Origin of the sequence: Haloplanus sp. C73 (genome assembly GCF_051195115.1) — an archaeon.
Classification (GTDB): Archaea; Halobacteriota; Halobacteria; order Halobacteriales; family Haloferacaceae; genus Haloplanus.
Map to the genome: position 1 here is coordinate 1 of NZ_JBNTJZ010000009.1, position 23,883 is coordinate 23,883.

The 23,883-nt window shown below is 66.5% G+C and carries 32 protein-coding genes and 1 tRNA gene; 12 read left to right on the forward strand and 21 right to left on the reverse strand.

All coding sequences use genetic code 11. The features are described 5' to 3' along the window. Nucleotides 1-277 precede the first annotated feature (277 nt). Nucleotides 278-838: a TATA-box-binding protein gene (locus ACQUSQ_RS14065; RefSeq protein ID WP_435070047.1), complete on the forward strand. Its 561-nt coding sequence runs from the start codon at nt 278-280 to the stop codon at nt 836-838. A gap of 39 nt (nt 839-877) precedes the next feature. Continuing rightward, nucleotides 878-2,698, forward strand: a complete 1,821-nt coding sequence (locus tag ACQUSQ_RS14070) for a DEAD/DEAH box helicase (protein ID WP_435070049.1) — start codon at nt 878-880, stop codon at nt 2,696-2,698. Here ACQUSQ_RS14070 and ACQUSQ_RS14075 read toward each other — a convergent pair. Then, nucleotides 2,695-3,741: a pyridoxal-phosphate-dependent aminotransferase family protein gene (locus tag ACQUSQ_RS14075; RefSeq protein ID WP_435070050.1), complete on the reverse strand. Its 1,047-nt coding sequence runs from the start codon at nt 3,739-3,741 to the stop codon at nt 2,695-2,697. The genes ACQUSQ_RS14070 and ACQUSQ_RS14075 overlap by 4 nt on opposite strands. A 57-nt stretch (nt 3,742-3,798) precedes the next feature. Between ACQUSQ_RS14075 and ACQUSQ_RS14080 the strand changes: the two genes are divergently transcribed. Beyond that, nucleotides 3,799-4,785 (forward strand): AIR synthase family protein, encoded by a 987-nt coding sequence (locus ACQUSQ_RS14080; protein ID WP_435070051.1) that lies wholly within the window; start codon nt 3,799-3,801, stop codon nt 4,783-4,785. On the opposite strand, the gene ACQUSQ_RS14085 is transcribed toward ACQUSQ_RS14080, so the two are convergent. Further along, the gene (locus ACQUSQ_RS14085) at nt 4,782-5,555 is read right to left on the reverse strand and encodes a hypothetical protein (RefSeq protein ID WP_435070052.1); all 774 of its coding nucleotides are present in this window, start codon (nt 5,553-5,555) and stop codon (nt 4,782-4,784) included. The genes ACQUSQ_RS14080 and ACQUSQ_RS14085 overlap by 4 nt on opposite strands. 92 nt (nt 5,556-5,647) lie before the next feature. On the opposite strand from ACQUSQ_RS14085, the gene ACQUSQ_RS14090 reads away from it, so the two are divergent. Then, a tRNA-Tyr gene (locus ACQUSQ_RS14090) sits at nt 5,648-5,721 on the forward strand. 680 nt (nt 5,722-6,401) lie between these two features. On the opposite strand, the gene ACQUSQ_RS14095 is transcribed toward ACQUSQ_RS14090, so the two are convergent. Together ACQUSQ_RS14095 and ACQUSQ_RS14100 are read right to left on the reverse strand one after the other, a co-directional pair. Next, nucleotides 6,402-6,683 carry a hypothetical protein gene (locus tag ACQUSQ_RS14095; protein ID WP_435070054.1) on the reverse strand — a complete coding sequence of 94 codons (282 nt, stop codon included), beginning with the start codon at nt 6,681-6,683 and terminating at the stop codon, nt 6,402-6,404. Between the two features lie 59 nt (nt 6,684-6,742). After that, the gene (locus tag ACQUSQ_RS14100) at nt 6,743-6,967 is read right to left on the reverse strand and encodes an ion channel (RefSeq protein ID WP_435070055.1); all 225 of its coding nucleotides are present in this window, start codon (nt 6,965-6,967) and stop codon (nt 6,743-6,745) included. A 253-nt stretch (nt 6,968-7,220) separates the two neighbouring features. Between ACQUSQ_RS14100 and ACQUSQ_RS14105 the strand changes: the two genes are divergently transcribed. The 4 genes from ACQUSQ_RS14105 to ACQUSQ_RS14120 are packed head-to-tail and all read left to right on the forward strand — an operon-like array spanning nt 7,221 to nt 8,356. Further along, nucleotides 7,221-7,487: a DUF433 domain-containing protein gene (locus ACQUSQ_RS14105; protein WP_435070057.1), complete on the forward strand. Its 267-nt coding sequence runs from the start codon at nt 7,221-7,223 to the stop codon at nt 7,485-7,487. A 4-nt stretch (nt 7,488-7,491) separates the two neighbouring features. Next, nucleotides 7,492-7,698 (forward strand): DUF5615 family PIN-like protein, encoded by a 207-nt coding sequence (locus ACQUSQ_RS14110; RefSeq protein ID WP_435070059.1) that lies wholly within the window; start codon nt 7,492-7,494, stop codon nt 7,696-7,698. Between the two features lie 38 nt (nt 7,699-7,736). Next, complete coding sequence (locus tag ACQUSQ_RS14115) at nt 7,737-7,973, forward strand: DUF7557 family protein (protein ID WP_435070061.1); 237 nt, start codon at nt 7,737-7,739, stop codon at nt 7,971-7,973. Then, entirely contained in the window at nt 7,970-8,356 is a 387-nt protein-coding gene (locus ACQUSQ_RS14120) for a PIN domain-containing protein (RefSeq protein ID WP_435070063.1), read from the forward strand. The genes ACQUSQ_RS14115 and ACQUSQ_RS14120 overlap by 4 nt, the downstream gene beginning before the upstream one ends. Nucleotides 8,357-8,405: 49 nt before the next feature. On the opposite strand, the gene ACQUSQ_RS14125 is transcribed toward ACQUSQ_RS14120, so the two are convergent. The 8 genes from ACQUSQ_RS14125 to ACQUSQ_RS14160 all read right to left on the reverse strand — a co-directional run bounded on the left by ACQUSQ_RS14125 (nt 8,406) and on the right by ACQUSQ_RS14160 (nt 12,891). After that, on the reverse strand, nt 8,406-8,597 hold the full coding sequence (locus ACQUSQ_RS14125) for a hypothetical protein (RefSeq protein ID WP_435070065.1): 192 nt from the start codon (nt 8,595-8,597) through the stop codon (nt 8,406-8,408). Beyond that, on the reverse strand, nt 8,597-9,109 hold the full coding sequence (locus ACQUSQ_RS14130; protein WP_435070067.1) for a macro domain-containing protein: 513 nt from the start codon (nt 9,107-9,109) through the stop codon (nt 8,597-8,599). Before ACQUSQ_RS14130 ends, ACQUSQ_RS14125 begins: the two co-directional genes overlap by 1 nt. A gap of 225 nt (nt 9,110-9,334) precedes the next feature. After that, nucleotides 9,335-9,793: a pyridoxamine 5'-phosphate oxidase family protein gene (locus ACQUSQ_RS14135; RefSeq protein ID WP_435070069.1), complete on the reverse strand. Its 459-nt coding sequence runs from the start codon at nt 9,791-9,793 to the stop codon at nt 9,335-9,337. Between the two features lie 65 nt (nt 9,794-9,858). After that, nucleotides 9,859-10,083, reverse strand: a complete 225-nt coding sequence (locus ACQUSQ_RS14140; protein ID WP_435070070.1) for a hypothetical protein — start codon at nt 10,081-10,083, stop codon at nt 9,859-9,861. 45 nt (nt 10,084-10,128) lie between these two features. Beyond that, on the reverse strand, nt 10,129-11,619 hold the full coding sequence (locus tag ACQUSQ_RS14145; RefSeq protein ID WP_435070072.1) for a sodium:solute symporter family protein: 1,491 nt from the start codon (nt 11,617-11,619) through the stop codon (nt 10,129-10,131). Continuing rightward, complete coding sequence (locus ACQUSQ_RS14150; RefSeq protein ID WP_435070074.1) at nt 11,616-11,843, reverse strand: DUF3311 domain-containing protein; 228 nt, start codon at nt 11,841-11,843, stop codon at nt 11,616-11,618. The genes ACQUSQ_RS14145 and ACQUSQ_RS14150 overlap by 4 nt, the downstream gene beginning before the upstream one ends. A 131-nt stretch (nt 11,844-11,974) precedes the next feature. Continuing rightward, nucleotides 11,975-12,373, reverse strand: coding sequence for a VOC family protein (locus ACQUSQ_RS14155; protein ID WP_435070076.1), 399 nt, complete (start codon nt 12,371-12,373; stop codon nt 11,975-11,977). 23 nt (nt 12,374-12,396) lie between these two features. Beyond that, complete coding sequence (locus ACQUSQ_RS14160) at nt 12,397-12,891, reverse strand: SRPBCC family protein (RefSeq protein WP_435070077.1); 495 nt, start codon at nt 12,889-12,891, stop codon at nt 12,397-12,399. Between the two features lie 79 nt (nt 12,892-12,970). Between ACQUSQ_RS14160 and ACQUSQ_RS14165 the strand changes: the two genes are divergently transcribed. Both ACQUSQ_RS14165 and ACQUSQ_RS14170 read left to right on the forward strand, forming a co-directional pair. After that, nucleotides 12,971-14,014: a DUF1611 domain-containing protein gene (locus tag ACQUSQ_RS14165; protein WP_435070078.1), complete on the forward strand. Its 1,044-nt coding sequence runs from the start codon at nt 12,971-12,973 to the stop codon at nt 14,012-14,014. Further along, nucleotides 14,011-15,042, forward strand: coding sequence for a dipeptide epimerase (locus tag ACQUSQ_RS14170; RefSeq protein ID WP_435070080.1), 1,032 nt, complete (start codon nt 14,011-14,013; stop codon nt 15,040-15,042). The genes ACQUSQ_RS14165 and ACQUSQ_RS14170 overlap by 4 nt, the downstream gene beginning before the upstream one ends. On the opposite strand, the gene ACQUSQ_RS14175 is transcribed toward ACQUSQ_RS14170, so the two are convergent. Both ACQUSQ_RS14175 and ACQUSQ_RS14180 read right to left on the reverse strand, forming a co-directional pair. Next, entirely contained in the window at nt 15,043-16,554 is a 1,512-nt protein-coding gene (locus ACQUSQ_RS14175; RefSeq protein WP_435070082.1) for a hypothetical protein, read from the reverse strand. Continuing rightward, nucleotides 16,554-17,330, reverse strand: coding sequence for a PspA/IM30 family protein (locus ACQUSQ_RS14180; RefSeq protein WP_435070084.1), 777 nt, complete (start codon nt 17,328-17,330; stop codon nt 16,554-16,556). The genes ACQUSQ_RS14175 and ACQUSQ_RS14180 overlap by 1 nt, the downstream gene beginning before the upstream one ends. Nucleotides 17,331-17,413: 83 nt before the next feature. Here ACQUSQ_RS14180 and ACQUSQ_RS14185 point away from each other — a divergent pair, with 83 nt between their 5' ends. Beyond that, entirely contained in the window at nt 17,414-17,992 is a 579-nt protein-coding gene (locus ACQUSQ_RS14185) for a dienelactone hydrolase family protein (protein ID WP_435070085.1), read from the forward strand. Between the two features lie 18 nt (nt 17,993-18,010). On the opposite strand, the gene ACQUSQ_RS14190 is transcribed toward ACQUSQ_RS14185, so the two are convergent. Continuing rightward, nucleotides 18,011-18,919, reverse strand: a complete 909-nt coding sequence (locus ACQUSQ_RS14190) for a hypothetical protein (protein ID WP_435070087.1) — start codon at nt 18,917-18,919, stop codon at nt 18,011-18,013. Nucleotides 18,920-19,091: 172 nt separating this feature from the next. Between ACQUSQ_RS14190 and ACQUSQ_RS14195 the strand changes: the two genes are divergently transcribed. After that, nucleotides 19,092-19,709, forward strand: a complete 618-nt coding sequence (locus ACQUSQ_RS14195; protein ID WP_435070088.1) for a DUF4352 domain-containing protein — start codon at nt 19,092-19,094, stop codon at nt 19,707-19,709. A 33-nt stretch (nt 19,710-19,742) separates the two neighbouring features. On the opposite strand, the gene ACQUSQ_RS14200 is transcribed toward ACQUSQ_RS14195, so the two are convergent. The 6 genes from ACQUSQ_RS14200 to ACQUSQ_RS14225 all read right to left on the reverse strand — a co-directional run bounded on the left by ACQUSQ_RS14200 (nt 19,743) and on the right by ACQUSQ_RS14225 (nt 23,874). Continuing rightward, nucleotides 19,743-20,066: a transcription factor S gene (locus tag ACQUSQ_RS14200; protein ID WP_435070089.1), complete on the reverse strand. Its 324-nt coding sequence runs from the start codon at nt 20,064-20,066 to the stop codon at nt 19,743-19,745. Nucleotides 20,067-20,111: 45 nt separating this feature from the next. After that, nucleotides 20,112-20,540 carry a hypothetical protein gene (locus ACQUSQ_RS14205; RefSeq protein ID WP_435070091.1) on the reverse strand — a complete coding sequence of 143 codons (429 nt, stop codon included), beginning with the start codon at nt 20,538-20,540 and terminating at the stop codon, nt 20,112-20,114. Then, nucleotides 20,533-21,345 (reverse strand): CopG family transcriptional regulator, encoded by an 813-nt coding sequence (locus ACQUSQ_RS14210; RefSeq protein WP_435070093.1) that lies wholly within the window; start codon nt 21,343-21,345, stop codon nt 20,533-20,535. Before ACQUSQ_RS14210 ends, ACQUSQ_RS14205 begins: the two co-directional genes overlap by 8 nt. A 372-nt stretch (nt 21,346-21,717) precedes the next feature. Next, nucleotides 21,718-22,554 carry an RAD55 family ATPase gene (locus ACQUSQ_RS14215; protein ID WP_435070094.1) on the reverse strand — a complete coding sequence of 279 codons (837 nt, stop codon included), beginning with the start codon at nt 22,552-22,554 and terminating at the stop codon, nt 21,718-21,720. A gap of 24 nt (nt 22,555-22,578) precedes the next feature. Then, entirely contained in the window at nt 22,579-23,559 is a 981-nt protein-coding gene (locus ACQUSQ_RS14220) for a beta-ribofuranosylaminobenzene 5'-phosphate synthase family protein (protein WP_435070095.1), read from the reverse strand. Then, the gene (locus ACQUSQ_RS14225) at nt 23,560-23,874 is read right to left on the reverse strand and encodes a cupin domain-containing protein (RefSeq protein WP_435070096.1); all 315 of its coding nucleotides are present in this window, start codon (nt 23,872-23,874) and stop codon (nt 23,560-23,562) included. Between the last annotated feature and the right edge of the window lie 9 nt (nt 23,875-23,883).

Consider the following 23,883-nt stretch of genomic DNA (forward strand, 5'->3'; position numbering starts at 1 on the left):
GAGCCGTGGTGGGTCGCCGAATCGAGCGTGTGGTCCGGTGGGTGAGAGCGCCGTCCGCCCTCACCGCGCTTCGCATTCCATTCGAATGGAGGTGAATACTTAACCCCGTTGGTTTACGCTGAAATCGGCAGACGGGTTGATATTTGCGTGGTGATGCCTGTCGTGTGAACGGTGCTCACGAGGGGGTGAAATACGCCACGTTCCGACCGCGAGAGACGGCCGGCGGCCCGTCTCCGGGGTGGTTTATAAGGATGGGGCCACCAAATGGGCTTATACGATGAGTGACCCGGCAGATTCGATAGAGATTCAGAACGTGGTGGCGTCGACCGGCATCGGACAGGAACTCGACCTCGAAGCGCTCGCGGAGGACCTCCCCGGAGCCGATTTCAACCCCGACAACTTCCCCGGGTTGGTCTATCGGACGCAGGAGCCGAAGGCGGCGGCGCTTATCTTCCGGTCCGGAAAGATAGTGTGCACGGGCGCAAAGAGCATTGACGACGTCCACGAAGCGCTCGGAATCATCTTCCAGAAGCTCCGTGACCTCAACATCCCGGTCGAGGAGGACCCCGAAATCACGGTCCAGAACATCGTCTCCAGCGCGGACCTCGGCCACACGCTCAACCTCAACGCCCTCGCCATCGGCCTCGGTCTGGAGGACGTGGAGTACGAACCCGAACAGTTCCCCGGCCTCGTCTACCGCATGGACGACCCGGACGTCGTCATTCTGCTGTTCGGCAGCGGCAAAATCGTCATCACGGGCGGGAAGCGGACCGCCGACGCCGCCGAGGCAGTCAGCGTCATCGTCGAGCGCATCGACGACCTCGGTCTGCTCGGCTAGGTCGGAACGCGTTTCTCCGTTCGGGACGTACGACAGTCGATGACCGACGAGTCCGTCGACGGCAGCGCGGAGGCCGTCACCTTGGAATCGTTTCTCGATGCACTACAGGACGAAGGTCGCCCCGTCGCGACCGCCCAACAGATTGCCCGCCGAGTCGGCTGTTCGCAGGCCGCCGCCAGCGACGCTCTGGACGAACTGGTCGCCGAGGACGCGGTAGAGCGCCTCGATGTCGAGTCCGACCCCGTCGTCTGGTATCCGACCGAGTGGGGACGGCTCGCCGACCGTGAGCGCGTCGTCCTCTTTCCCGAACGCCGCGAACTCGTCGTCGACCAGCCGAGCCAGTTCACGCGCGCGAAACTCTCGCAGGTGGCGCATCTGGTCGACACCTCCGGCACCAAGGGCTATCTCTATCGCATCAGACAGGAGGACATCTGGGCCGCGCCGTTCGAGGAACTGGGTGACCTCCTCCAGACGCTTCGGTCGGTCCTCCCGCGCCGCTCGCCGCATCTGGAGGAGTGGATAGAGCGCCAGTGGACTCGCGCGCGCCAGTTCACGCTCACCACCCACGAGGACGGCTACACGGTGCTGGAGGCGGCGAGCGAGAGCCTGATGGGCAACGTCGCCCGACAGAAACTCGACGAGGAGCATCTCCACGCCCCCATCAGCGACACCGAGAGCTGGGTGGTCGAGGGGAGCGAGGCGGCAATCAAGCGCATCCTCTACGAGGCGGGCTACCCCGTCGTCGACGACCGAACCCTCGAAACCGGCGACCCCCTCGACATCGAGTTGACGACCACGCTCCGGGACTACCAGCAGGATTGGGTCGACCGCTTTCTCGACCAGCGAGCCGGTGTATTCGTCGGCCCCTCGGGGAGTGGAAAGACTGTCGCCGCCATCGGTACGCTGACTGCCGTGGGCGGGGAGACGCTGATTCTCGTCCCCAGCCGCGAACTCGCGGGACAGTGGCGGACGGAACTCCTCGAACACACCACGCTCTCGCCCGAGCAAATCGGTGAGTACCACGGCGGCCAGAAAGACATCGAACCCGTGACCATCGCCACCTATCAGGTCGCGGGGATGGACCGCCACCGCGCGCTCTTCGACCGGCGCGAGTGGGGGCTGATAATCTACGACGAAGTACATCACATTCCGAGCGAGGTGTATCGCCGGAGCGCGGACCTCCAGAGCAAGCACCGACTCGGTCTCTCGGCGACGCCCGTCCGCGAAGACGACCGAGAGACGGACATCTACACGTTGGTCGGCCCGCCAATCGGCACCGACTGGGACGCACTCTTCGACGCGGGCTACGTCCAAGAGCCCGAAGTCGAGATTCGGTATCTCCCGTGGGCGAACGACGAGGAACGGAACGCGTACGCGAGCGCGGACCCGCGCAAGAAACATCGCATCGCCGCCGAAAACCCCGCGAAGGTCGACGAAATCCGGCATCTCCTCGCCGATCATCCGACGGCGAAGGCGCTGGTCTTCGTCGACTGGCTCGACCAAGGACGGGATATCTCGAACGCCCTCGACGTCCCCTTCATCAGCGGAGAGACACCGCATCACGAGCGGGACCGCCTGTTCCGCGAGTTCCGCGAAGGCGAGCGCCGAACGCTCGTCGTTTCCCGCGTCGGCGACGAGGGCATCGACCTGCCGAACGCCGAACTCGCCATCGTCGCCTCGGGCCTCGGCGGGTCGCGTCGGCAGGGCGCCCAGCGCGCCGGGCGGACGATGCGCCCCACCGGGAGCGCGACCGTGTACGTCTTGGCGACGCGCGGGACGCGAGAGGAGGATTTCGCCCAGCGACAGATGCGCCACCTCGCGGAGAAAGGCATTCGCGTGACCGAGCAGGGAACGGATTAGAGAGCGTCGGCCAGCGCGTCCATCGCTCGCTCGACTCGCCCGACGTCGGCGTTGTACCCCATGTGCCCGACCCGGAGCACGTCGTCCGCGAGGTCACCAAGCCCAGTCGCGAGCGTCACGTCGTGGTCCTCTCGGAGGCGAGCCTGTAACTCGGTCGCCTGCCCCGGCACCGAGAACGCGGTGACGGTCGGCGAACTTCGTTCGGGAGCGGGATAGAGGTCGAGTCCCAACTCGCGCCCTCGTGCTCGACAGCGCTCGGCCGCCTCGCGGTGGCGGTCGTAGACGGCGTCGAGGCCTTCGTCGAGAATCAAATCCAGCGCTCGGTCGAGTGCAACCACGAGCGTCGTCAGATGAGTGTAGGGGTAGGGTTGCTCGGCCTCGTGCCACGGGAGGAGATTGGTGTACAGCGAGTCGGGGTCGCGAGCCTCGATGCGCTCCCACGCCGCGTCGCTCACGGAACAGACGGCGAGTCCGGGCGGCGCGCTGAAACACTTCTGTGACGCGCCGAGCGCGATGTCGATGCGGTCGGTGGGGACGGGCGTTCCCCCGAGCGACGAGACGGCGTCGACGACGGTCAGGACGTCGTGGGCCTCGAACAGGTCGAGCGCGGGGCCGAGGTCGTTGAGCGTTCCCGTCGGCGTCTCGCAGTGGACCATCGTCGCGAGGTCGGCGTCGGTGTCGGCGAGCGTTCGCTCCAACTCGTCGATGGGAAGTGCGTCGTCGTAGTCGGCGCCGACGACGGTCGCTTCGCCGCCGTAGCTCTCCACGAAGTCGGCGAAGCCGTCGCCGTACGGCCCGTTCGAGAGACAGACCACGTGGTCGCCGGGGGAAACGGTAGAGGCGATGGCCGCCTCCAGTCCGAGGATGCCCTCGCCGCCCATGACGACCATCTCGTCGTCGGTGTCGAACGCCTGACCCAGTTTGTCGAGGAGGGCGTCGTATCGCTCGGCGAACTCCGGGTCGACGTCGGGATTAATCAGTTCCTCGCTCATCGCCTCCCTGACCGACGGCGGGAGCGCCGTGGGACCGGGTGTCAGGAGCATAGCCAGCCATACCGGCCGCGGGGGCTTGTAGGGTCGGGATAATCGACGGGAAGGCACATGAGCGGGGGCGACATAGCGGGCGCCATGACCGGCAAACTCGACCCGGCGGTGTTGTCGGAGTTCGTCCTCGCGCGGACCGGCGCCCCGAGTTCGAACCTGCTCGCCGGCCCCGCGTTCGGCGAGGACGCGGCGGCGGTCCGAGTGGGCGAACAAACGCTCGTCGTCAGCACCGACCCCATCTCGCTCGCGGCGGAGCGCATCGGCCAACTCGCCGTCGACGTCGCCTCGAACGACGTGGCCGCCTCGGGCGGCCGACCCGAGTTTCTCCTCAGCACCCTCCTCCTGCCCGACGCCGACACGGCCGTTCTCGACACCATCACCGACCAACTCGATACGGAAGCCGACCGCCTCGGCCTGAGTATCGCGGGCGGCCACACCGAAGTCGTCGCGGGGCTCGACCGCCCGCTCTGCTCGCTCACTTGCTTCGGCGTCGCCGACCGCTACGTCTCGACCGGCGGCGCGACGCCCGGTGACCGAATCCTCCTCACGAAGGGCGCGGGCATCGAGGCGACGGGCGTCATCGCGACGGACTTCCGCGACCGACTCGACCTCCCCGACGACGACGTGGAGCGAGCGACGGCGGCGTTCGACGACCTCAGCGTACTCCCCGAGGCGGCCGCGCTCGCCCCCGTCGCAACCGCGATGCACGACCCAACCGAGGGCGGGGTTCTGGAGGGACTCATCGAGATGGCGCTGGCCGCCGAGGCGACGCTGGATGTCGACCGAGAGGCGATACACGTCCGCCCGGAGACGCGCGCGGTGTGTGCGGCCGTCGGCGTCGACCCGCTTCGGGTTCTGGGTTCGGGGGCCTTGCTGGCGACGGTCGCCGAGGACGAGACTGCGTCGGCGCTCGACGCACTCGACGAGGCGGGCGTCGATGCCACCGTCATCGGCCGCGTCGAAGCCGGCGACGCCGGCGTCGATATCGGCGGCGAGCGATACACCGAGCCCATCCGGGACGACATGTACGCGCTCTGGGACTAAGGAGAGTCGTCGAAGTCGGGTTCGGCCCACGGGTCGTCGGCGTCGACGGCGTCGAGCGCGTGAGCGATTTCCGCCTCGGTGTAGTCGTACTCGTCCAGCGCCAGATAGAGGCGTTTCCACCGGGCGCTGGGCTCGGTTTCGCCCTCCGGCCCGACGCGCGCGCCGTGGACGCGGAAGAAGGGCGAACTCCGATTCAGTCGCGCGCCCTCGCCCGTGTGACCGTCGAGCGCGACGTCGTACTCGCCGCCGGCGGAGAGGTCCTCGGCGGTGACGGGGAAGGTGTGTGCCGGGTCGTCGCCCGCCTGCTTCGCCTCGGCGCGTCGCTTCGCGATGGCGTGGAAGGCGTTGACCGCGTTGGCGCCCTCGCGGGCGGCGCGGGCGCGGGCGACGACGAGCGCCGCCTGCACGGCGGCCATCTGCCCCCGTCGGGAGTCCATATCCCAATCCTCAGCCAACTCCTCGTAGCGGCCGACGAGTAGGGCCACCTGCGCGTCGGCTTTGAGGTCCTCGACGACGAACGTGTTGAGTCGGTCCCAGAGGTTCCACCCGAATCCGGAGCGGGCGAGTTCCCACGCACACCACGCCGACACCTCCTCGTCGCCGCGGCGGATTGCCTTCTGGAGGAGGCTGACGACGGCGTAGCGGTTGAACCCGCCGTCCGTCTCGTCGGCACCCGTCTCCTCGCCGAAGTCGTTGGTGCCGGTCGCCTCCGGCGCCTCCGTCTCCAGTTCGCCGTCCGGCCCGAAGGTGGCCTGTCGCTCCTCGTCCATGCCGCGTCGATGGCGGGGGGCCGACGAAAGGGTTCGGATTGCCCGGACGAATGAGAATGCTTAAGTCCAGTCTGCCGATTACGTTCATGTGCCCGCCCTTAGCTCAGACTGGTAGAGCAGCCGACTGTAGATCGGCTTGCCCCCCGTTCAAATCGGGGAGGGCGGACTTTTCTTGAAGTCGATGTGGAGTCGACAGAGCATCGGCTTGCCCTCCGTCCCCGCGAGCGCAGCGAGCGGGGAACAGCGAGACGACCAGCGGGAGTCTCGCGCGTTTCAAATCGGGGAGGGCGGACTTTTCCTGCGAACGAAGTGAGCAGTGACAATCCAACCGACCCGATTTGAACGGACGAGTCACAGCCCGGACCGGCGAGCGGAGCGAGCCGCACGCCCGGACGGTCTCCGCGAGTTCAAAATGGGGGAGGGCGGACTTCCCCGCCGAACGATTCAGATCCGAGCGGAGCCGCGCAATCGTGCGATTCCATCTCGGCGTGTTTGGGTTGAACAGGTGACCGGCGTCGTGCGTTCGCATATAGCCGAACGTGTCGGGGAATCTAGGGACTTTCGGCCCGATAGCGCGTACTGCCTTCAGTCGAACGTGTGAACCTTGAGAGGTGTGTTTTCTTTTATACAGCACGACGAACTCGCCTCACAGAAGGAGGACATTCCGACTCCGAAAACACCCCTGCTCTGCAAATAGACATATGCGCTCGGTGATCTGTGAGAGTCGTCACCGAGTGTAACTCGTATCTCGGAAACAACTTCGCGGCACTCGCCCGATTGTCATAGGGTTGTATGGAGGGGTAGAAGACAGCGGAATAGCACAGGTGAGGTAGTCACAACGATAGACTACGCTGAAGACACTTTGTACGCTGCGTATCCTGAGTCGGGTCGTGGAAGTTCTTCTTCGATTCGATAGGTCCGTCCATCATCTTTGTACTCAACGGTGTCTCCCACCTGTACGGCAACTTCGTCGTCAATTCGCATCACCTCATCTGCAAGCAGTACCTCGGTTTCAGTGGTACTGCCCTTGTCAGAATAGATTACGACAGGTAACCCAAACTGCAGAACCGAATCTCTCCACTGTCTATCTTCCCACTCTTTGTCCTCCCAGTAGTCATCTTGGACCATAGCGGATGTGTCAATTGGAACCGAGTTAATTCTCTGGGTTGGTCCTACACACTCCCGTGTTATCTCGCTGCCCTTCGACCGAGAATGAATACGAGCAGGGCAAGCATTACTGCTCCAAGCCCGGTCTCGACAGTGGTCAACAGTCGGCCAAAGCCAACGGGCTGGAAGTCACCAAAGCCGAGCGCCGTGTAGGTCAAGGTCGAGTAGTAGACCGAGTTGAGAATCTCGACAGGATTGGATGCAATCTGTGCGTAGGTAATCGGGTCACCGTCCGCCGGTTTCATCCATCCACCAAGCGGATACAGGAGTGCGAAGGAGAGAATGATACCGAGACTCCACACAATCACTCGCCACGGACTCTCACCGTACAGGAGGGTCGCTCGTGCTATCTTCGCTCGACTCCACCGAAGGCCTGCTATGAGTCGTTCTTCGAGGGTCGCATCGTCTGCTGTCGCATCGTCCCAGTAGTCTTTCTTTTGGAGGTCTTGACGTCGGACGAACGAACGGGCCTGTAACCGAGGACGGGCGTACCGGATTGTGTCGAGCGATGAGTCGTCGGTCCACGATGAGCCCCATATCGAGGGGAGTCGGATTACCGTCCGGTACGTCCACGAGCGCGTCGAGGAGCGCGGGCTTCGCCCGGAGACGGTCACGGACCGTCACGGCCTCGATGTCGCGGACGTGTACGAGGCGCTGGCCTACTTCCACAACAATCCCGAGGAGATGGAGCAGGTCGAGGAGCGCCACGAGCGGGCGGTCGAGGAAGCCAAGCGTCGGTCGACGCTGACGCCGCCCGAGGAGTAACCGGATGGCGTATCGGCTGATTCTCGACGAGAACGTCGAGCACGAGGTCCTCCACCGTCTCGAAAGCTACGGCCACGATGTCGAACACATCGACTTCGCGACCGAACTCGGGAAGGGAACTGACGACCGACCAATTGCTCGGTACTCCCAAGAAACCGACCGTATCATCGTCACCTACGACGACGAGGACTATCGGGCGGGGTTCGGGTAAACCCTTCCTCTAAGTAGCTCGAAGTATACTTCGTATACATGGGAACCAAAACCATCCGCTTGGACGACGACGTCTACGAACGTCTTCGGGAGAACAAGCGGGATGACGAGACGTTTTCGGAGGCCGTCGAGCGGCTGATGGGTGGCCGCTCGCTTGCCGAACTGGGGGACGTGCTCGACGAAGAGGACCGGGTCGAGCGGATGGAAGCTGCAATCGAGGAGGCCAACGAGGCCGACGCCCGCGAAGTCGACGAAGTGCTCGACCAGTTCGAATGATAGCCGACACTGACTTCCTCATCGACCTGATGAAGCGGGACGCTGGTGCTCGGCAGAAGCTCCGCGAACTCGAAGCAGGGGGTATCCCGGTCAAGATACCCGCGATGGCGGTACTGGAACTCTACATCGGCGTCGGAGCGGAGATGACCGACGACGAGGAACGGAAGGTGCGAGAGGTGCTACAACCGCACCCCTTCGTTCCGATGACTGACGAAATCTCCCGACTCGCCGGGAGACGGATCGGGGAGGGAAACACCTCAAAACTGAAGAAAAACAAAGGCGATGCCGCTATCGGAGCTACCGGCGAAGTGGAAGGCGAGCCCGTTCTCACGCGGAACGTCGACGACTTCGAAGCGTTCGGGGTCGACATCGAGACGTATTAGAGCCAGTCGACTTTCTCACCTCCCGAATCACAGTCGATAGCGCCGCCAGTCACATCCGAGAGAACTCCCAGAACGTCGAGAGAATCCAGAGAATACCGACGCCAGTCCATTCGAGTCCGTCGAACGGGGTCAAGCCACCGAGAACGGGTGTGAGAATCAGAAATAGCCCGAAAGAAATCCCGCTGATAAACGACAGTAGAATCAGGATTCGCTTGGTCGGTTCCCAGTAGTCATCGAGCACTACTGACCACCGCGCTCGCGCACGTCGTCGGCGACCCGTCGCAGCGTCCGGACGGCGTCGTCACCGTAGCCGATGACCCGAACGTCGGTCAGGGACTCGGGGTCGAAATCGAGTATCTCCTCGAAGATGTAGTGCGCTCCCTCGTCGAGGTCGACGCCGGCAATCCCACAGCCGAGCGCCGGCAGGACTATCGACTCGCAGTCGAGGGCGTCGGCTCTGGCGAGTGCGTTCCGCGTCGCGTTTCGGATGGTGGCTTCGCTCGCGCCGCCGCCGAGTTCCATCGTCGCGGCGTGGACGACGTACTCGGCGTTGAGGTCGTAGCCGCCGGTTTCGACGGCTTCGCCCAGTCCGATAGGGGATTTTCGAGACGCCTCGCGCTGGATGGCTTCCCCCGCCGCGTCGCGGAGCGCGCCCGCGACGCCGCCGCCCATCTGGAGGTCGGTGTTCGCGGCGTTCACCACGGCATCCGCTCGCTGGTCCGTAATGTCGCCCTGCACGACGGCAACGTCCATACGGCGGCTCTCGTCCCCTCGGAACGTAGTGGTTTGGGTCCGATAGCATCCGGTCCGAGGCCCGAAGGACTAACAGTCATCCAACACGTCTCAGAAAGGGATGGCGCGAACGCTGTCGTGTGATAGCTGTGGTCGGGCGAAGCGATACGACGACGTCGCCGCCGCGCCCAGTTACTGCCCGCGGTGTGGCAATCCGTGGGGCCCGGAGTATCGCGAGTAGCGGGGTCAGGCGTCGAGACGCGGCGAGCGGTAGCCGGACATCTCGTCGATAGAGAGCGACGACCAACGCGTTTCGAGTTCGTCGAGCGGTTTCGAGAAGACGCTCAAGCCGATGGCAGAGGCGTGTTCGGCGAAGACGTCCGCGGCGGCGATGGCCTCGGGTGAATCGTCGTCGATGGGACGGAGCCGCCCGGTGACGACGACGCTCTGCCAGTCGTGGGGCGTGTGCCAGTCGTAGGCGACGAGGGAGACCGGCGTCGATTCGCCGAGGCGGGCGCGTTTCTCGCTGTCGCCGTCGTGGACCAACTGGAAGATACAGCGGTTGTCGGCGACGTCGTAGCCGAAGGAGATGGGGAGACTGTAGGGTCGGTCGCCGCCGAAGGAGAGTACGCCGTGGCCCTGCCGAGAGAGGAACTCGGCAATCTGTTCGTCGGTCATCTCGGCCCCGTGCGAACCGGTAGACATAGCTGGATTTCCACCGGTCGCACTGAAAAATCCCGGCTTTCGTTCCAATCGACCGGAAGCACCGGCTACTCCATGTAGGAGAGTTCGAGTTCGGGGTTGGTCGGGAGTTGATTCAGCATCTCGTGCATCTCCTCCTCGTCGAGGTCGATTTCGTCGAGGCCGCCGTCGCTCTGGTGGAGCGACCAGACGAAGTTTATCATCGTGGCCTGAAAGTGCGGGCTGGGCTGGTCGTTCGCGCGGATGTTCTTGATGATTTTCGCGGTCGTCTCCTCGTCGAGAATCTCGCTCATAGGGGAGTGATACCGTGGGGTACAGGTAGGTGTTCCGGAGACGGGTCAGTCGACGGCGAACCGAGAGGCGTCCTCGCCGAAGGTTGGCGAGGAGGCGACGGAGACGCCAACGGTGAGGACAGCCCCGAGTGCCATGAACGCGAGGGCGACGTCCCAGCCGCCGTAGGACCGGGCGAGGAGGGCGACGGTCGTGCCGCCGACGCTGACGGTGACGGCCGGAATCAGCACGTGGAGAAGATAGAGCACCTGCGGCACGGCGATGCCGGCGAGCATCCCGTCGCGGGTCGTCGCCTCCCAGTAGAGCGCAATCATGACGGGCGGGGCGAGTAGGGCGAACCCGGAGAACGCGGTGTCGCCGACTTCGATGAGCGTGCCGGGGCGGGTGAGGCTAGCGAGGAAAGAGAGCGTGGCGAAGACGGCGACGCCGATGCGCGCTATCCACGCCTCGCGGGCCTCGGTCACGTCGGGGTCGACGAGCGGGCGGTAGAGGTCACGGGTGAAATACGACGACCCCGAGAGAAGCATCGAGTCGGAGGAAGACATCATCGCGGCCATGGCGCCGGCGACGACGAGCGCCGCGAACCACGTCGGTGTGTACTCCGCGAGGAGAACCGAGAGGACGTTCGCGCCCTCGGGCACCTCGATGGGGAGGCCGGCGGCCCACGCCCCCAGCAAGAATGCGGGGACGAACAGCAGGAGGACGAGGACGGGCCAGAGCGCGAACGACCGCTTCAGCACCGTCGCCGACTTCGCGACGAAGAATCGCTGGTTAATCTGGGGGAACATGGTGACGCCGAAGGCGATGGTGACGGCGCTGGAGATGATGAACTGCGGGGTGTAAATCCCGCCGCCGAGCGCGGCGAAGTCGGGGTTGGCCGCAATCATCCCCTCGGTGGCGGCGCCGACACCGCCGAGAGCGCTGACGACCCAGACCACCGCGACCCAGAGGACAGAGAGCATGAACAGCCCCTGCACCGTGTCGGTCCACGCGACGCCCCGAAGCCCCGAGAGCATCACGTACACTATCATGAACAGGGTGATGAGCGCCGCGCCGCCCCAGTAGGGGACGGCGCCGGCGGTCAGGCCGCGGAGCGCCTCGCCGGCGCCCATCTGCTGGAGCATGACGTAGGGAAACAGCCAGAGGAGGCTGACGCCGGCGACCAACGCCCGGAGAAGCGGCGAGGCAAAGCGGTCGCCGAGCATCTCGCCGAGCGTGACGTAGTCGTTGGCGCGGCCGATGAGCCACTGCCGGTAGCCGATGAGATACCAGAGGATGGCAAAGAGGACGCCGTCCATCACGCCCATCACGAGAATCCACTCGGGGCCGGCACTGTACGCGAGGTTCGGCCCGCCGAAGAAGGTAAACGCCGACAGCAGGGTCGCGAAGGTGGTGAAAAGGAGGACGAGCGTTCCGAGCGTCCGGCTGGCGAGATAGAAGTCCTCGGCGTCGTTGTCGCCGACACGGTAGGCGATGGCCCCGATGCCGAGGGTCAACAGGAGGTAGGCGACGACGATGCCGAGCGGTTGGAGCGTCATGAATCACCCCCGACGCCGTCGACGCCCATCAGCCGGTCCCAGTCCGTGCGGGCGAACAGGGCGAAGGTGAGCGAGGCGACGACCATCCACCCAACGTGCCACCAGAGCCAGACGGGCAGGCCGGCGACCACCCGCGACGACCCCCAGAGGAACCACGGAATCGAGAACGTAATCAGTATTGCAAACCCGACTACCCACAGCCAATCGCGTACCGAACGCATCATTGGAGCAATCGTATATCTCCAGATACGTAAATGATGCTGAATATTTTCCTATATCGATCTTCGAAGAGAATTATTCTTCAGTAACCCCGGCGGCTCGGCTGGCGAGGGCGAGAACAGCCAGCACAGACCCGCTAATGAAGTTTGAGTTCGACTCGGCGGCCGTCGGGGTCGCGGACGTACGCCGCCCAGTCCCGGCCGTAGGCGCCGTAGCGCTCGCGCGGTTCGCCGGTCTCTACCTCGACGCCCGCCTCGCGCAGGTCTTCGAGAAGCGCGTCGATTTCCGCGCGCGTCCCGGTCCCGTCCGACCGGACGAGAAGACAGACGTGTTCGCCGCCGACGTCGATAGGGTCGTCGCTGGGGACGAGATGGAGGTGGCGGCCGCCGGCGACGACGGCGACGAAGGGCACCTCGCCCGCCTCGAACCGGTCGCGGTCACGGACCGGGAGTCCGAGCAGGTCGTGGTAGAATTCGAGCGCGCGGTCGACGTCGCTGACGCGGAGCGCGACGTGGTCCATATCGACGACGTCCATGGGCGAGGGTTGGGCCGCCGGCCTCAAAACCGTTCAGGCGATTCCAGCAGGTTCCGCGTCTGCCGGTGTCGATACCGGAACATGGGGTCGAGTCCCACCTTCGCGAGCGGAGCGATGGCGTCGTCGAGGGGACCGAGCGGGAGGGCGTACGACACCCGGTCGTCGACGATGGTCTCCTCGCCGTCGGCGAAAAAGCGGTGCGTGTGCTCCCAGCGCGCGAACGGCCCGCCCTCCATGCTGTCGCGGAAGTAGGCGGTCGCGTCGTCGCGCTCCCGGTCGGTGATGAGCGAGGTCCACCGCTGTCGCGGGCCGACGTCGAAGGGTCGGACCGACGCCTCGATGCGCGACCCCGCTTCCAACACCTCGGGGTCGGGGTCACCGTCCGGGCCGACGACCGACTCGACACGGAGATGCATCCAGTCGGGCGTCAGCGCCTCCAGCCCGCTCACCTGCGAGTGAAAGTCCCACACCGCATCGAGGGGTGCGGCGACGCGCGTCCGGCGTTGGTAGACGGCCATGCCCCGCGTAGGGTAGAGACGCGGAAAAGCGCGCGGGTCAACCGGGAAGTTAATTCGTCACACGGGCCAGTACGTAGGTATGTCGACGTCACTCGACCCGGACGACGAGGTGGTCGTCCTCGCCCACGAGCGGTTCCCGAACCGGGCGAAGACCGCCGTCGGCGTCCTCCGATACGCGGACTACGACGTGGCGGCGGTGCTCGACCGGGACCACGCCGGCGACACCGTCGCCGACCACCTGCCCGGCGTCTCGGACGCCCCCATCGTCGCCGACATGACCGAAGCGCTGGCCGTGGCCGACCCCGACGCCCTCCTCGTCGGCATCGCCCCCATCGGCGGCGGCTTCGACGAGTCGTGGCGGGGCGACGTTCGGGCGGCCATCGAAGCCGGCTGTGACGTCGTCGCCGGCCTGCACTACTTCCTCGCTGACGACGCGGAGTTCGCGGCGCTCGCTGACGACCACGGCGTCGACCTAGTCGACGTCCGCCGCCCACCGGACGACCTCACGGTGAGCGAGGGCCGCGCCCGCGACGCCGACGCCGACGTGGTGTTGACCGTCGGCACCGACTGCTCGACGGGCAAGATGACGACGACGCTCGAACTCGTCGCGGCCGCCCGCGAACGCGGCATCGACGCCGGCTTCGTCCCCACGGGCCAGACGGGTATCATGATTGCCGGCTGGGGCATCCCCGTCGACCGCGTTATCTCCGACTTCGCCGCGGGCGCCGTCGAGCGCATGATTCTCGACGCCGCCGAGGACCACGACGTCCTCTTCGTCGAGGGACAGGGCACCATCGTCCATCCGGCGTACTCGGGGGTAACCTGTAGCCTGCTCCACGGCGCAATGCCGGATTCGCTCGTTCTCACCCACAGCGCCGGCCGGGAGGCCATCCACGGCTACGAGGACTTTCCCATCCCGCCGGTCGAAACCTACGTCGACCTCTACGAGGACCTAAGCGAGTCGGTCGCGCCGGCGTCGGTGGTCGCGGGCGCGCTCGACACCCGCGCGCAGGACTCCGAGGCGGCCGCCGAGGCGGCCGTCGACGACTACGCCGACGCCATCGGCAGGCCGGCGACCGACCCCGTCCGCTTCGGCGTTAGCGAGATTCTGGACGCGCTATGATACACACCGAGTTCGAGCGCCAACGCCTCCCCATCGACGGCGCCTTCACCATCTCCCGCGGGTCGAAAACGACAATCGAAACCGTCGTCGTCCGCGTGCGCGACGACGCGGGGCAGACGGGTATCGGCGCCGCAGCGCCCGACCCACACTACGGCGAGACGCCCGACACGGTGTGTGCGGTCCTACCCGACCTGCTCGACGCGGTCGAAGCCGTCGACGACCCGCTCGCCATCGGCCGAATCGAGCGCGAGATGGCCGATGTCGTCCGGGACAACCCGGCGGCCCGAGCGGCGGTGAGCGTCGCGTGTCACGACCTCGCGACGCGACGCCTCGGGGTCCCGCTCTACCGCCATCTCGGCCTCGACGCCGAGCGCGCACCGCCAACCTCCTACACCGTCGCCATCGACGACCCAGCGGCGATGGGCGAGGCCGCCGCGGCGGCGGTGCAAGCGGGCTACGACGTCCTCAAGGTGAAACTGGGGACGGAACGCGACCGGGAGCGCGTCGAGGCGGTCCGGGACGCCGCCCCCGACGCGACGCTTCGCGTCGACGCGAACGAGGCGTGGACGCCCGCCGAAGCGATTCGAAACGCCGAGTGGCTGGCCGACTGCGGCGTCGAGTTCGTCGAGCAACCCGTCCCCGCCGAGAACCACGAGGGGCTCCGCCGCGTCACCGAGCGAAGCGCCCTCCCCATCGCCGCCGACGAGTCCTGTGTCACGCTTCCAGACGTCGCGCGGGTGGCCGACCGGGTCGACATCGTGAACCTGAAGCTCATGAAATGTGGCGGCGTCCGCGAGGCGGTGCGGATGGTCCACGCCGCCCGCGCCCACGGACTGGAGGTGATGGTCGGCTGTATGGTCGAGTCGACCGCCTCGCTCGCCGCCGCCTGCCATCTCGCGCCCCTCGCGGACTACGCCGACCTCGACGGCGCGCTCTTGCTCGCCGAGGACCCCTACGACGGGCCAAGCTACGAGGGCGGGGACCTCTCACTCCCCGAGCGACCGGGGACGGGCGTGCGTCCCGCGTAGCTACCAGTCGGCGACGACCGTCTCGCCGCCGGCCCGGTCGAGATACGCGCGCTGCATCCGATCGATAGCCTCGGGGAGCGTCGCGCCGTCGGTAAGAGCCTCCCGAACCCGCGCTTTCTTCCACGCGCTCGGGACGGTACCGTCGCGTCGGCGCTCGACCGGAGAGAGATAGGCGTCGATAATCTCGTCGTCGAGGCCCGCGTCTCGGAGGCCCCGTCGCGCGAACCGGAACAGTTCGTCGTACACCGCCTCGGGGTCTGCCGTGCGCTCGCCGTCGGCGGTAATCCACGCGAGGTCGGCGTCCGGCCCCCGGTCGACGGCGTCGTAGAAGCAGTCGCGGGCGTCGGTCCACGGCAGGTCGGTGAGCGGGTGGTCGGCGGCGACCAGTCCGCGGAGGAGGCCGACGACGAGCATCTGAACCGAGACGGTGTCGCGGACGGTCGGCTGGGTCGGGAGCGGGCGATACTCGATGCGAAGCGACGCGCCTCGCGTCGCGGAGCCGACGGGTTGCCCGCCGACGACGCCGCGGACCCACCGCCAGTGGACGCCGCGCTTGTGGTCGTACTCCCGAATCGTCGCCCGGTAGTTCTCGCCCCCCTCGTCGTCGGCGAGGACGGGCGCGTACGTCTCGTCGGCGACGACGCGGTCGACCACGTCCGTCGCGTGCGAGAGGTCGTCGGGGAACCGGACCTTCCCCTCGCCGCGCGGCGCGCCGGCGTTGATGCTCTCCTCGAAGACTGGAATCCGGAGTTCGTGCGGCGTCGCGTCGACGATATCTGCGTCGTCGTCGTAGCAGTCGGCGGGAAGAAAGGGAGAGTTGCTCGTCAGCGAGAGGACGGGCCCGAGCGTCCGGAGGGCGGCGTTGAAGTAGTCGGGGAAGTCCTCGACCGACGGAATCTGGAGATGTGGCTGAATCGACGTGGCGAGCGATTCGACGAGGATGGTTCGGTAGGCGAGGGAGGCGCCGGGCACGTCGAGCGTAATCTCGCCGCCGCTTCGCTCCAGAATCTCGTTGTCGAGGGCGACGTAGCGAGGGTGGTGGCGCATGTTCTGCGCGACGACGACGCCGTCTCGCGTCTCGACCGAGCCGAGGTAGTCGTCAGTCCCCCCCGCCGGCGGAATCGTCCACATGGCGTCGAGGGCGGGGGCGAGACCCTCGTCACCGAGGGCGGCCGCCGCCGCGTCGACGCTCGACTCGATGCGGTCTGCCTGTTCGGCGACGCCGGCGGCGTCGAAAACTGTCGCCGCGGAGTTGACTTCGAGGTTGTGGACGCCGAGTTCCTTCCCGCAGCCGCCGCGCTCGAAGACGGAGTCGGGGATGGGCGCGAGGCGGTCCGCGGCGTCGACGGCGTACGCCTCCAGTTCCATCCCGATGGCGAACTCGTCGGTGTCGAGCCGACCCGAGCGAATGTCGTCGCGAATGCGCTCGGCCTGCGCTCGGACCCGCCGGTCGAACGCCTCGCGTGTCTCCGGGTCGGTCGACCGCTCGACGGCGGCGACGAGGTCATCCATCAGGCCGACTCCTCGTCGCTCTCCTCGCGGAGTTCGTCGAGTTCGGCCTCGATGTCGTCGCTCGACGTCTCGCTCTCCCCCTCGCCCAACTCGGCTTTGAGCGTCTCGAGTTCCGCGTCGACTTCGGTCTGGGTCCGACCGGCCTCTAGCTCGCGGTCGATTTCGTCCTCGTCGGAGAGGGCGTCGTCGAAGGCGCCCGTCTCCTGCAGTTCGTCCATCGCCGCCGCGCGAGCCTCCATGTCGTCCGTGCGCTCCTCGGCGCGTTCGATGGCCCGAGCCACGTCGCTCATCTCGTCGCCGACGCCACTCATGGCCTCGGAGACGCGCGTCGACGCCTCCGCCGCCTCGTGGCGCGCCTTGATGGTCTCTTTTTTGGTCCGGAACTGCTCGATGCGCTGTTGCAGCTCGTTTTTCTTCTCGACGAGGTCATCCTGCGTCGACTGGAGGTCGGCAATCTGCTCTTCGAGTTCGTCGATTTGGCTCATCTTCTCTTTTTTCTTCTCCAGCGCCCGCCGAGCCAAGTCCTCGCGGTCCTGCCGCACCGCCTCGCGCGCCTGCTCGTTGTGTTTCTCGACGTTCTCCTCCAGTCGCCGCTTCTGAATCTCCAGTCGCTTCTTCTGGGTCGTCAGGTCGGCAATCCCCTGTTTGACCTGCTGGAGTTCGTCGCGCATCCGCTCGTAGGAGTAATCGAGCGTCTCGGTGGGGTCCTCGGCTCTGTTCAGGAGGGCGTTGAGCTTCGACCGAACGACGTAGGAGGCCCGCGAGAGTATTCCCATAACTCCACGTTTGGGACGCGAGGCTTAAAATCTCACCCGCCGGGAGCGACAGGTCCGTATTCCCCCATCTCGTACGCCGGCGCGTGCCCACCGAGCGCCTCGCCCTTCCCGGCGGCCGAGACGTGCGCGCGAGCCTCGACGGTGACGGGGACGCGAGCGCCGTCGTCGTCGCGTGCCCGCCCCATCCCCGGCAGGGCGGTGACCGCCACGATGCCCGCCTCCGGGCGGTGAGCGACGCCCTCGACGCCGATTGCCTCCGCTTCGATTACGGTCCGTGGACGGAAGGCCGGGGCGAGCGCGCCGACGCCCGCACCGCCTGTGACTGGGCCGCCGAGCGCTACGACCGAGTCGGCCTGTTCGGCTACAGTTTCGGCGGCGGCGTCGCCCTCGCGGCCGCAGAGGGCGTGGACGCCGTGGCCGCGCTCGCTCCCGTCGCCCGACTCGACGACGGCACCGACGTCGTCGCGGCCGTCTCGGAAATCGACGCGCCGCTGTGGGTGGGGTACGGCACTCGGGACGACGTCGTCGACGCCGACCGGGTCGCCGCGGCGGTGGCCGAGGAGGGCGGCACCACCACGACGTTTTCGGCCGGCCACGGCGTCACCGGACGGGAAGCGGCGGTGGGCGAGGCGGTGGCCGAGTGGTTCGACGGGCGGTTCTGAGACTCGGTCGAGGCGACGCTATCGGAGGACGGTCGCTATCTCCTGTGTCTGTTCCGCGAGCGTCTCCTCGCCGCTCTCGTCGAGTATTGCGATGTTGGCCATGATTCGCTCGTCGGCGGCGACGACGTTGAGTGTCTCCTCGTCGGCGTAGACGAAGTTCGTCTCACAGCCCTCGAACTGCCGCTGTGTCTGCGTAATCGTCTCCTCGCTGTCGGCGCTCACCAGCGTCAGTTCGAGTTGGTACGTCGTATCCGCGTCACCGGCGTACTGGATGTGATGGCGCAGGTTCCAAGACTCGACGTTGAAAAGCGAGCCAGCGGCTCCCAGACTCAGATGCCCGACGTGTATCGGCGACTCGATACAGGCCGCGCCGGCGTTGAGATACTGGCGGGAGGTGTAGTCGATGTTGAACGTCGACTCGCGGCCGACTTCGGCACTTCCGAACACCATGTAGTACAGTCCGGGCGGTGTGGTGAACGTGACCGAATCGGTTTCTTCGACGGGTTCGATGGTGCCCTCGTCGATGGCGTCGAACGACTCGTTTTGCTGGAGTTTCAGGTAGTTGTCCGCGTCGACGAAGTACACGTTCAGCGGAATCGTCTCGTACCCCTCCTGCACGGTCAGGTCGATTTCGTACTCCACGTGCGCCGTGTGAGTCATGTAGACGGGGAACGAGCCCCGGCCGCGATACTGATAGTCCGCTATCGACCCCTGTTCGTCGGGCTGTTCGTACGTCCCGACGGTGAACTGCTGGTCGAACTCCTCGATAATCTCGCCTCGGGTCGGCTCCGGTGTCGACGTTGCACCGCCGCCGGCGGCGCCGGAGCCACCGGCATCATCGGCGGACGAACAGCCAGCCAGCCCACCAACAGCCGCAGTCCCCGCCGCAGAAAGTATCGTCCGCCGAGTAATCGGAATGTCCGCCATTGTCCACTCTCAGCCGTGATAGCAGTATAACCCTTGTCTATCGTGGAGGAACCGGCCGCTATCGAGCCGTTCCTCGAAGCAAGTCGGCTCGTTCCACCCGTGCCGTCCCCGGGAGTATCAGGACGGAGAGCGCATGAGAAAGACGTATGTACCGAACCGATGAGTGACAATCATGACGGATTTAGCGCGAATCGGGCGACGGGACCTGCTCGCCGGCGTCTCGACTGTCGGAGTCGGGGCCGTTGCCGGTTGTTCCGGGAGCGAGACGCCCGATAACGGCGGTGGCGCGAGCGACGAGACGGAGCCGACGGCGACGGCAACCGAAACTAGCGAGGACGATACCCAGCACGAAGTCGGCGAGTCGTTCGAGGTGGGGTCCGGCGCGAAATCCATCCGCTACGTCGTCGAGAACGCGTCGCTGGCCAGAGCCATCGGGACATCGTCGTTCAACGTCGAAGCCGACGGGCTCTTTCTGGTCGTCATCCTGCGGATGGAAAACACCGGCACCGAGTCTATCGACATCACCGCTCGCCATCTGCGTCTGGTCGACAGTCAGGGCCGGGAGTTCGACGCGGATTCGGAAGCGAGTACGTACATCAACCAAGACTCCAGATTCGATGCCGAAGGTATCCTCTTCGAGCAACTTCAGCCCGGACTCGAACAGACGCGAGCAGTTCCCTTCGACGTGGCGACGGAGGAGTCGTACGCGCTGAAGGTCGCTCCGGCCGGCGCGTTCTCGGGGGCGGAGGCCCACTACGTGGCGCTGGGGAACGTCCCCAGTCCGTCGTAACGTGTCAGGTTCGATGGTCCACTCGTCGGAGAGCTAGTTGTATTCGCGCCACCGATAGCCACACTCCTTACATTTGAAAAACCGCGTCGGCGGTTCGTCGGCGGCGCCGGTCTGTTTGATGGTGTACCACGCCTTCCCGTGGCCACACTCGTCACAGGTCACGTCCGTCGCGGTGGGTTTGCCCTCGAAGTTCGCGCCCTCCTCGGTTTCGATTAGTTCGTCGTCGCTCTGGGCCTCGGTGGAGACGAACTGGGCGGCGCGCTCCTCGTCGCGCTCGGTGGTGGCGCCACACTCGGTACAGACCATCTCGCCGTCACGGGTGACCATCATCGACCCGCAGTCGTCACAGAACTGCATGTCCTCGCGGTAGCGGGTCGACCCACAAAGGTCCCCCGACGTGAGTCAGTCGGGCGTGGCGGCGTCCTCGTCCTCGACGATGGGACAGTTACGGACCCGGAAGTCGTCGATATCGACCACCTCGACGATGGTCGTCCCCTCGTGGGTGCAGGCGACATCGGGCGGGGCGGAGAAATGCGGGCAGCGCTGACAGAACTCGCGCTTGGAGACGACGTGTTCGTCCGGGGCGGCCGCCTCGACTGTCGAGCCGAGACCGACCTCCGCCTCAGGAGCCATCTCGCCCTCCGCGAAGGCCTCCCAGACGGCGTCCTCGTCTATCTGGTCGACGTCGACCGGTTCGAAGAGGTCGTCGTCCGGCGGCGCGTCGGCGTCGACCCCCTCCGCCGCCTCCCGTTGCTCGCGGCGGGCACGCACCTCGCTCGCGAGGTCATCGAGCGGCGCGCTATCCGCGTCTGCGTCGCTCTCGTCAGCCATCGCTCGGCCCTCCGGCGTCGAACAGGTCCGCGGGGCGGTCCGGAACGTCGACGTCGCCACCTTCGAGTGCGAGATGGTCGCCGGTGGTCAGCGTCGCGCTACTGAAAAAGCCCGAGGCGGGCTCGAAGTCGACGAACGTCGCCTCGCAGTGGGGACAGCGCGGCCGCGAGAGGAGGCCGAGGTCGACGGTCGCACCACAGTCGCCGCAGGCGGCGGTCCGCGCGCCGTGGCGGTTCGCCGCCGTCTGCAGGTCGTCGACCGCCTGCCGGTCGTGTTCGGCGGCGGAGATGCGCTGGAGTTCCGCCCGGACGTCGACGATGGCGCTCGCGAGCGCGTTTGCCTTCTCGTCCAAGTCGTCGGTCGTGTCGGTCAGATACTCCAGAATCTCCTCGTAGTTCTCGAAGCCCTTGTCGAGACGCTTCGAGAGCGTCTCGATGGCCTCCTTGGTTTCGGCGGCGGCGCGGGCGGCGGTGTCGATACGGTCTTCGAGCGCCGGGTGGTCGTGGTCGCGAGACGCCTTCGCGTCCGTCTCGCGTTTGACCTGCACGATGCGCTCGCGGACGTCCTCGATTTTGTCGTCGACGTCGGTTTCGACGGCCGAAACGCGCTCGTCGAGCGACTCCAGTTCCGAATCGAGTGCGTCGAGATGCGTCTCGTGGTGGTCCTCGGCTTCGGCGTCGAGCGCGCGGTAAATCGACACCGCGCGGGCGAGAACGGTCGCTGGGTCGGTGTCGCGCTCCGCCGCCCGCTGTTCGACCCACTCCCGCAGTTCGGGCGGGAGTGCCTCGGACTGTTCCCGTGCCATTCAGTAGTGGCTTGGGTCCCCACGGCATAAGTATTGGCCGGCCGCTCACGATACCGTTCAGCGTAGCGCGTTCGCACTGAAGACACCTCGAAAGCCCCCGGCGTCTCGGCTCCCGAGACTCGCTGCGCTCCTCACTACGTTGCGGTGCTTGCGTCGTCTGGGTACGCCGAGACGCCGGCCCCTTTCAGTCCCACCCTGTGGCGGCCGGTCAGTCAGCCGATGTGGGTGGGACTGAAAGGGGCGACTCGCTGGAGGAAGGTGGACGACGCAAGCACGCGAGCGAAGCGAGCGCGCGCAGCGAGTCCCCCGACTCCAGCGAGTCGGGGCTTTCGAGGTGACCCAAACTCTACCGGTTATACCAATATCTTCCTCTCACCGAATCTTCCGGACGCCGCTCACGTCGAACCCGCCGTCGTGAACTTCCGTCTCGAAGCGGATGATGTTCTCCGCCTCGATGCGGGAGAGGACGCCGCGAAATTCCTTGACGAACATCGTCCGCGCGCGCTTCGAGCCACCGGTTTCCCACCCGAACTGCAGGGTGCCCGAGGCGGCGTCCATCAGGTGCCCGAGTTCCGTCGACGCCAGCGTCTCCTCTTGCACGAGGAGGAGGATGAGGCCGCCCCAGTCGTACGCCGCCTTCTGAATTCCCTTCATCAGCAAGGCGATATCGCTCCACTCCATGTCGTCGCTGACGGCGGCGACGAGGTCGGTGACGGAGTCGATGACGACGAGGTTGCCCGCCGCGTTCGCACTCAGATAGTCGGCGAGGGCCTCGGGCGCCGTATCGCTACGCTCCTCCGTCGCGAGGTCGTTCACCGTCCGCGTCTTGCCCGCGTACCACTCCCGCGGAATCGGGCTCAGTTGGAAGTATTCGGGTGAGAGGTCGCGAAAGTGGACGTGGTCCGACGCCGACCGAATCAACTCCTCGTTCATCGTGTAGGACATCTCGCGTTCGAGGTCGTCGCTGTCGGCGGTGAACGAGATGTAATGTATCTCGTCCGGCGGCGACGCGGACGCCTCCAAGTCGCCGTAGTGGAGGTCGAACATCTCCGAATCGCCGTAGTAGAGACCGTTCATCGCGGCGCTGGTGTGGACGAACTCCCGAGCGCCCGCCCCCGCCTCGCCGCTCAACAGCACGACGCTCCCCGGCGGAGCGCCACCGCCGATGATGGAGTCGAGGCGAGCGATGCCGAAGGGAATCCGGTCCATGGGCGAGGTAGGTGCGTCCGTGAGTTATTGGTTGCGGCGCTCGGCGTCGATTCGCGCGCCGCGGTTGCGCCCCTCGGCGACCAGCACCCGGCCGTCGACGCCCGCAGCATCGAGGGCAGCGTGACCCGCCTCGCGTGCGTCCGCCGCGTGGTCGGCGTCGGTGACGCCGTAGACGACCGGCCCCCACGAGGACTGCCCCGCACCGTAGACGGCGGGCGCGTCGTCGAGCGCCGCGACGAGTTCGCCCGCCGGCGGGCGATACACCCCTCCCTGTTCGTCCGCGTACCACGTCCCGTTCAGGCGGCCGACCTCTGCCACCGCGGGGCCGAACCGCTCGGCCGACCCCTCGGTGATGGCGGGGAGGACGCGTCGGGCGACGACGCCGGCGAGGCGGTCGCTCGGCGACGGCTGCGCGGATTCGACGACGGTCCGCATACTCCGGTCCTCGGCGTCGCCGCTCGGCCCCACCGGCGAGTCGGGGACGACGATGAGAAAGCGCCAGTCGTCGGGAATCGAGTGACGGGCAGCGACGGGTGGGACCGACCACGCGCCCACGTCGGGGCGGTCCGTCGTGAACCGGGCGGTCGGGTGGCCGGCGTCGAGGACGAACCCGCCGTTCTCGAAGGTAGCGACGCCGACGCCGGAACGGCCCCCGCGACCCAGTTCGGGAGCGAGCGCCCGGACGTCGACCGTGCGGTCGTGGGCCCGCGCCACCGCTTCGAGGGTCGCGAGGGCGAACTGCGTCCCGCTTCCGAGGCCGACGTGCCGGGGGAACTCACCCTCGACGGTCAGGTCGGCGCCGGCCACGTCGAGCAAGTCGACGGCTCGCTCGGCGAACTCCCGAACGGCCGGGTGGTCGCAGGTCACCTCGTCGGCCGGCGTCGCGGCGACGCTGACGGTCGGGCGGTCGAGGCCGACGCCGAGGCTCCCGTAGAGCCGCTCGTGAGCGAGGCTCAGGTTACAGAAGCCGAAGTGGAGGCGCGCGAAGGCCGTGACGCGGGTCATTCAGGGCATCGGACAGAGGCTCGCGGTGAAGACGACCACCTCGTCGGTGTCGTTTCGCGCGCCGTGGGCCACGCCGCGGTCGTGGTGGACGACGCCCGGCGCCTCGATGGCTTCCTCGTCGTCGCCCTGAATCACCGTGACTTCCCCGTCCAGAACGTGAAAGACGTTCGTCGAGTCGCCGTGTTCGTGGGGGTGGAGTTCGGCGCCGGGACCGAGCGCGAACGCCTTCACCAACACGTCGTCGCTGACGACCAGTTCGGCGGTGAGGACCTCCTCGGGGTCGGGGTCGAGCGTCTCCAGTCGGTCGAGTGTCATGGAGGGAAA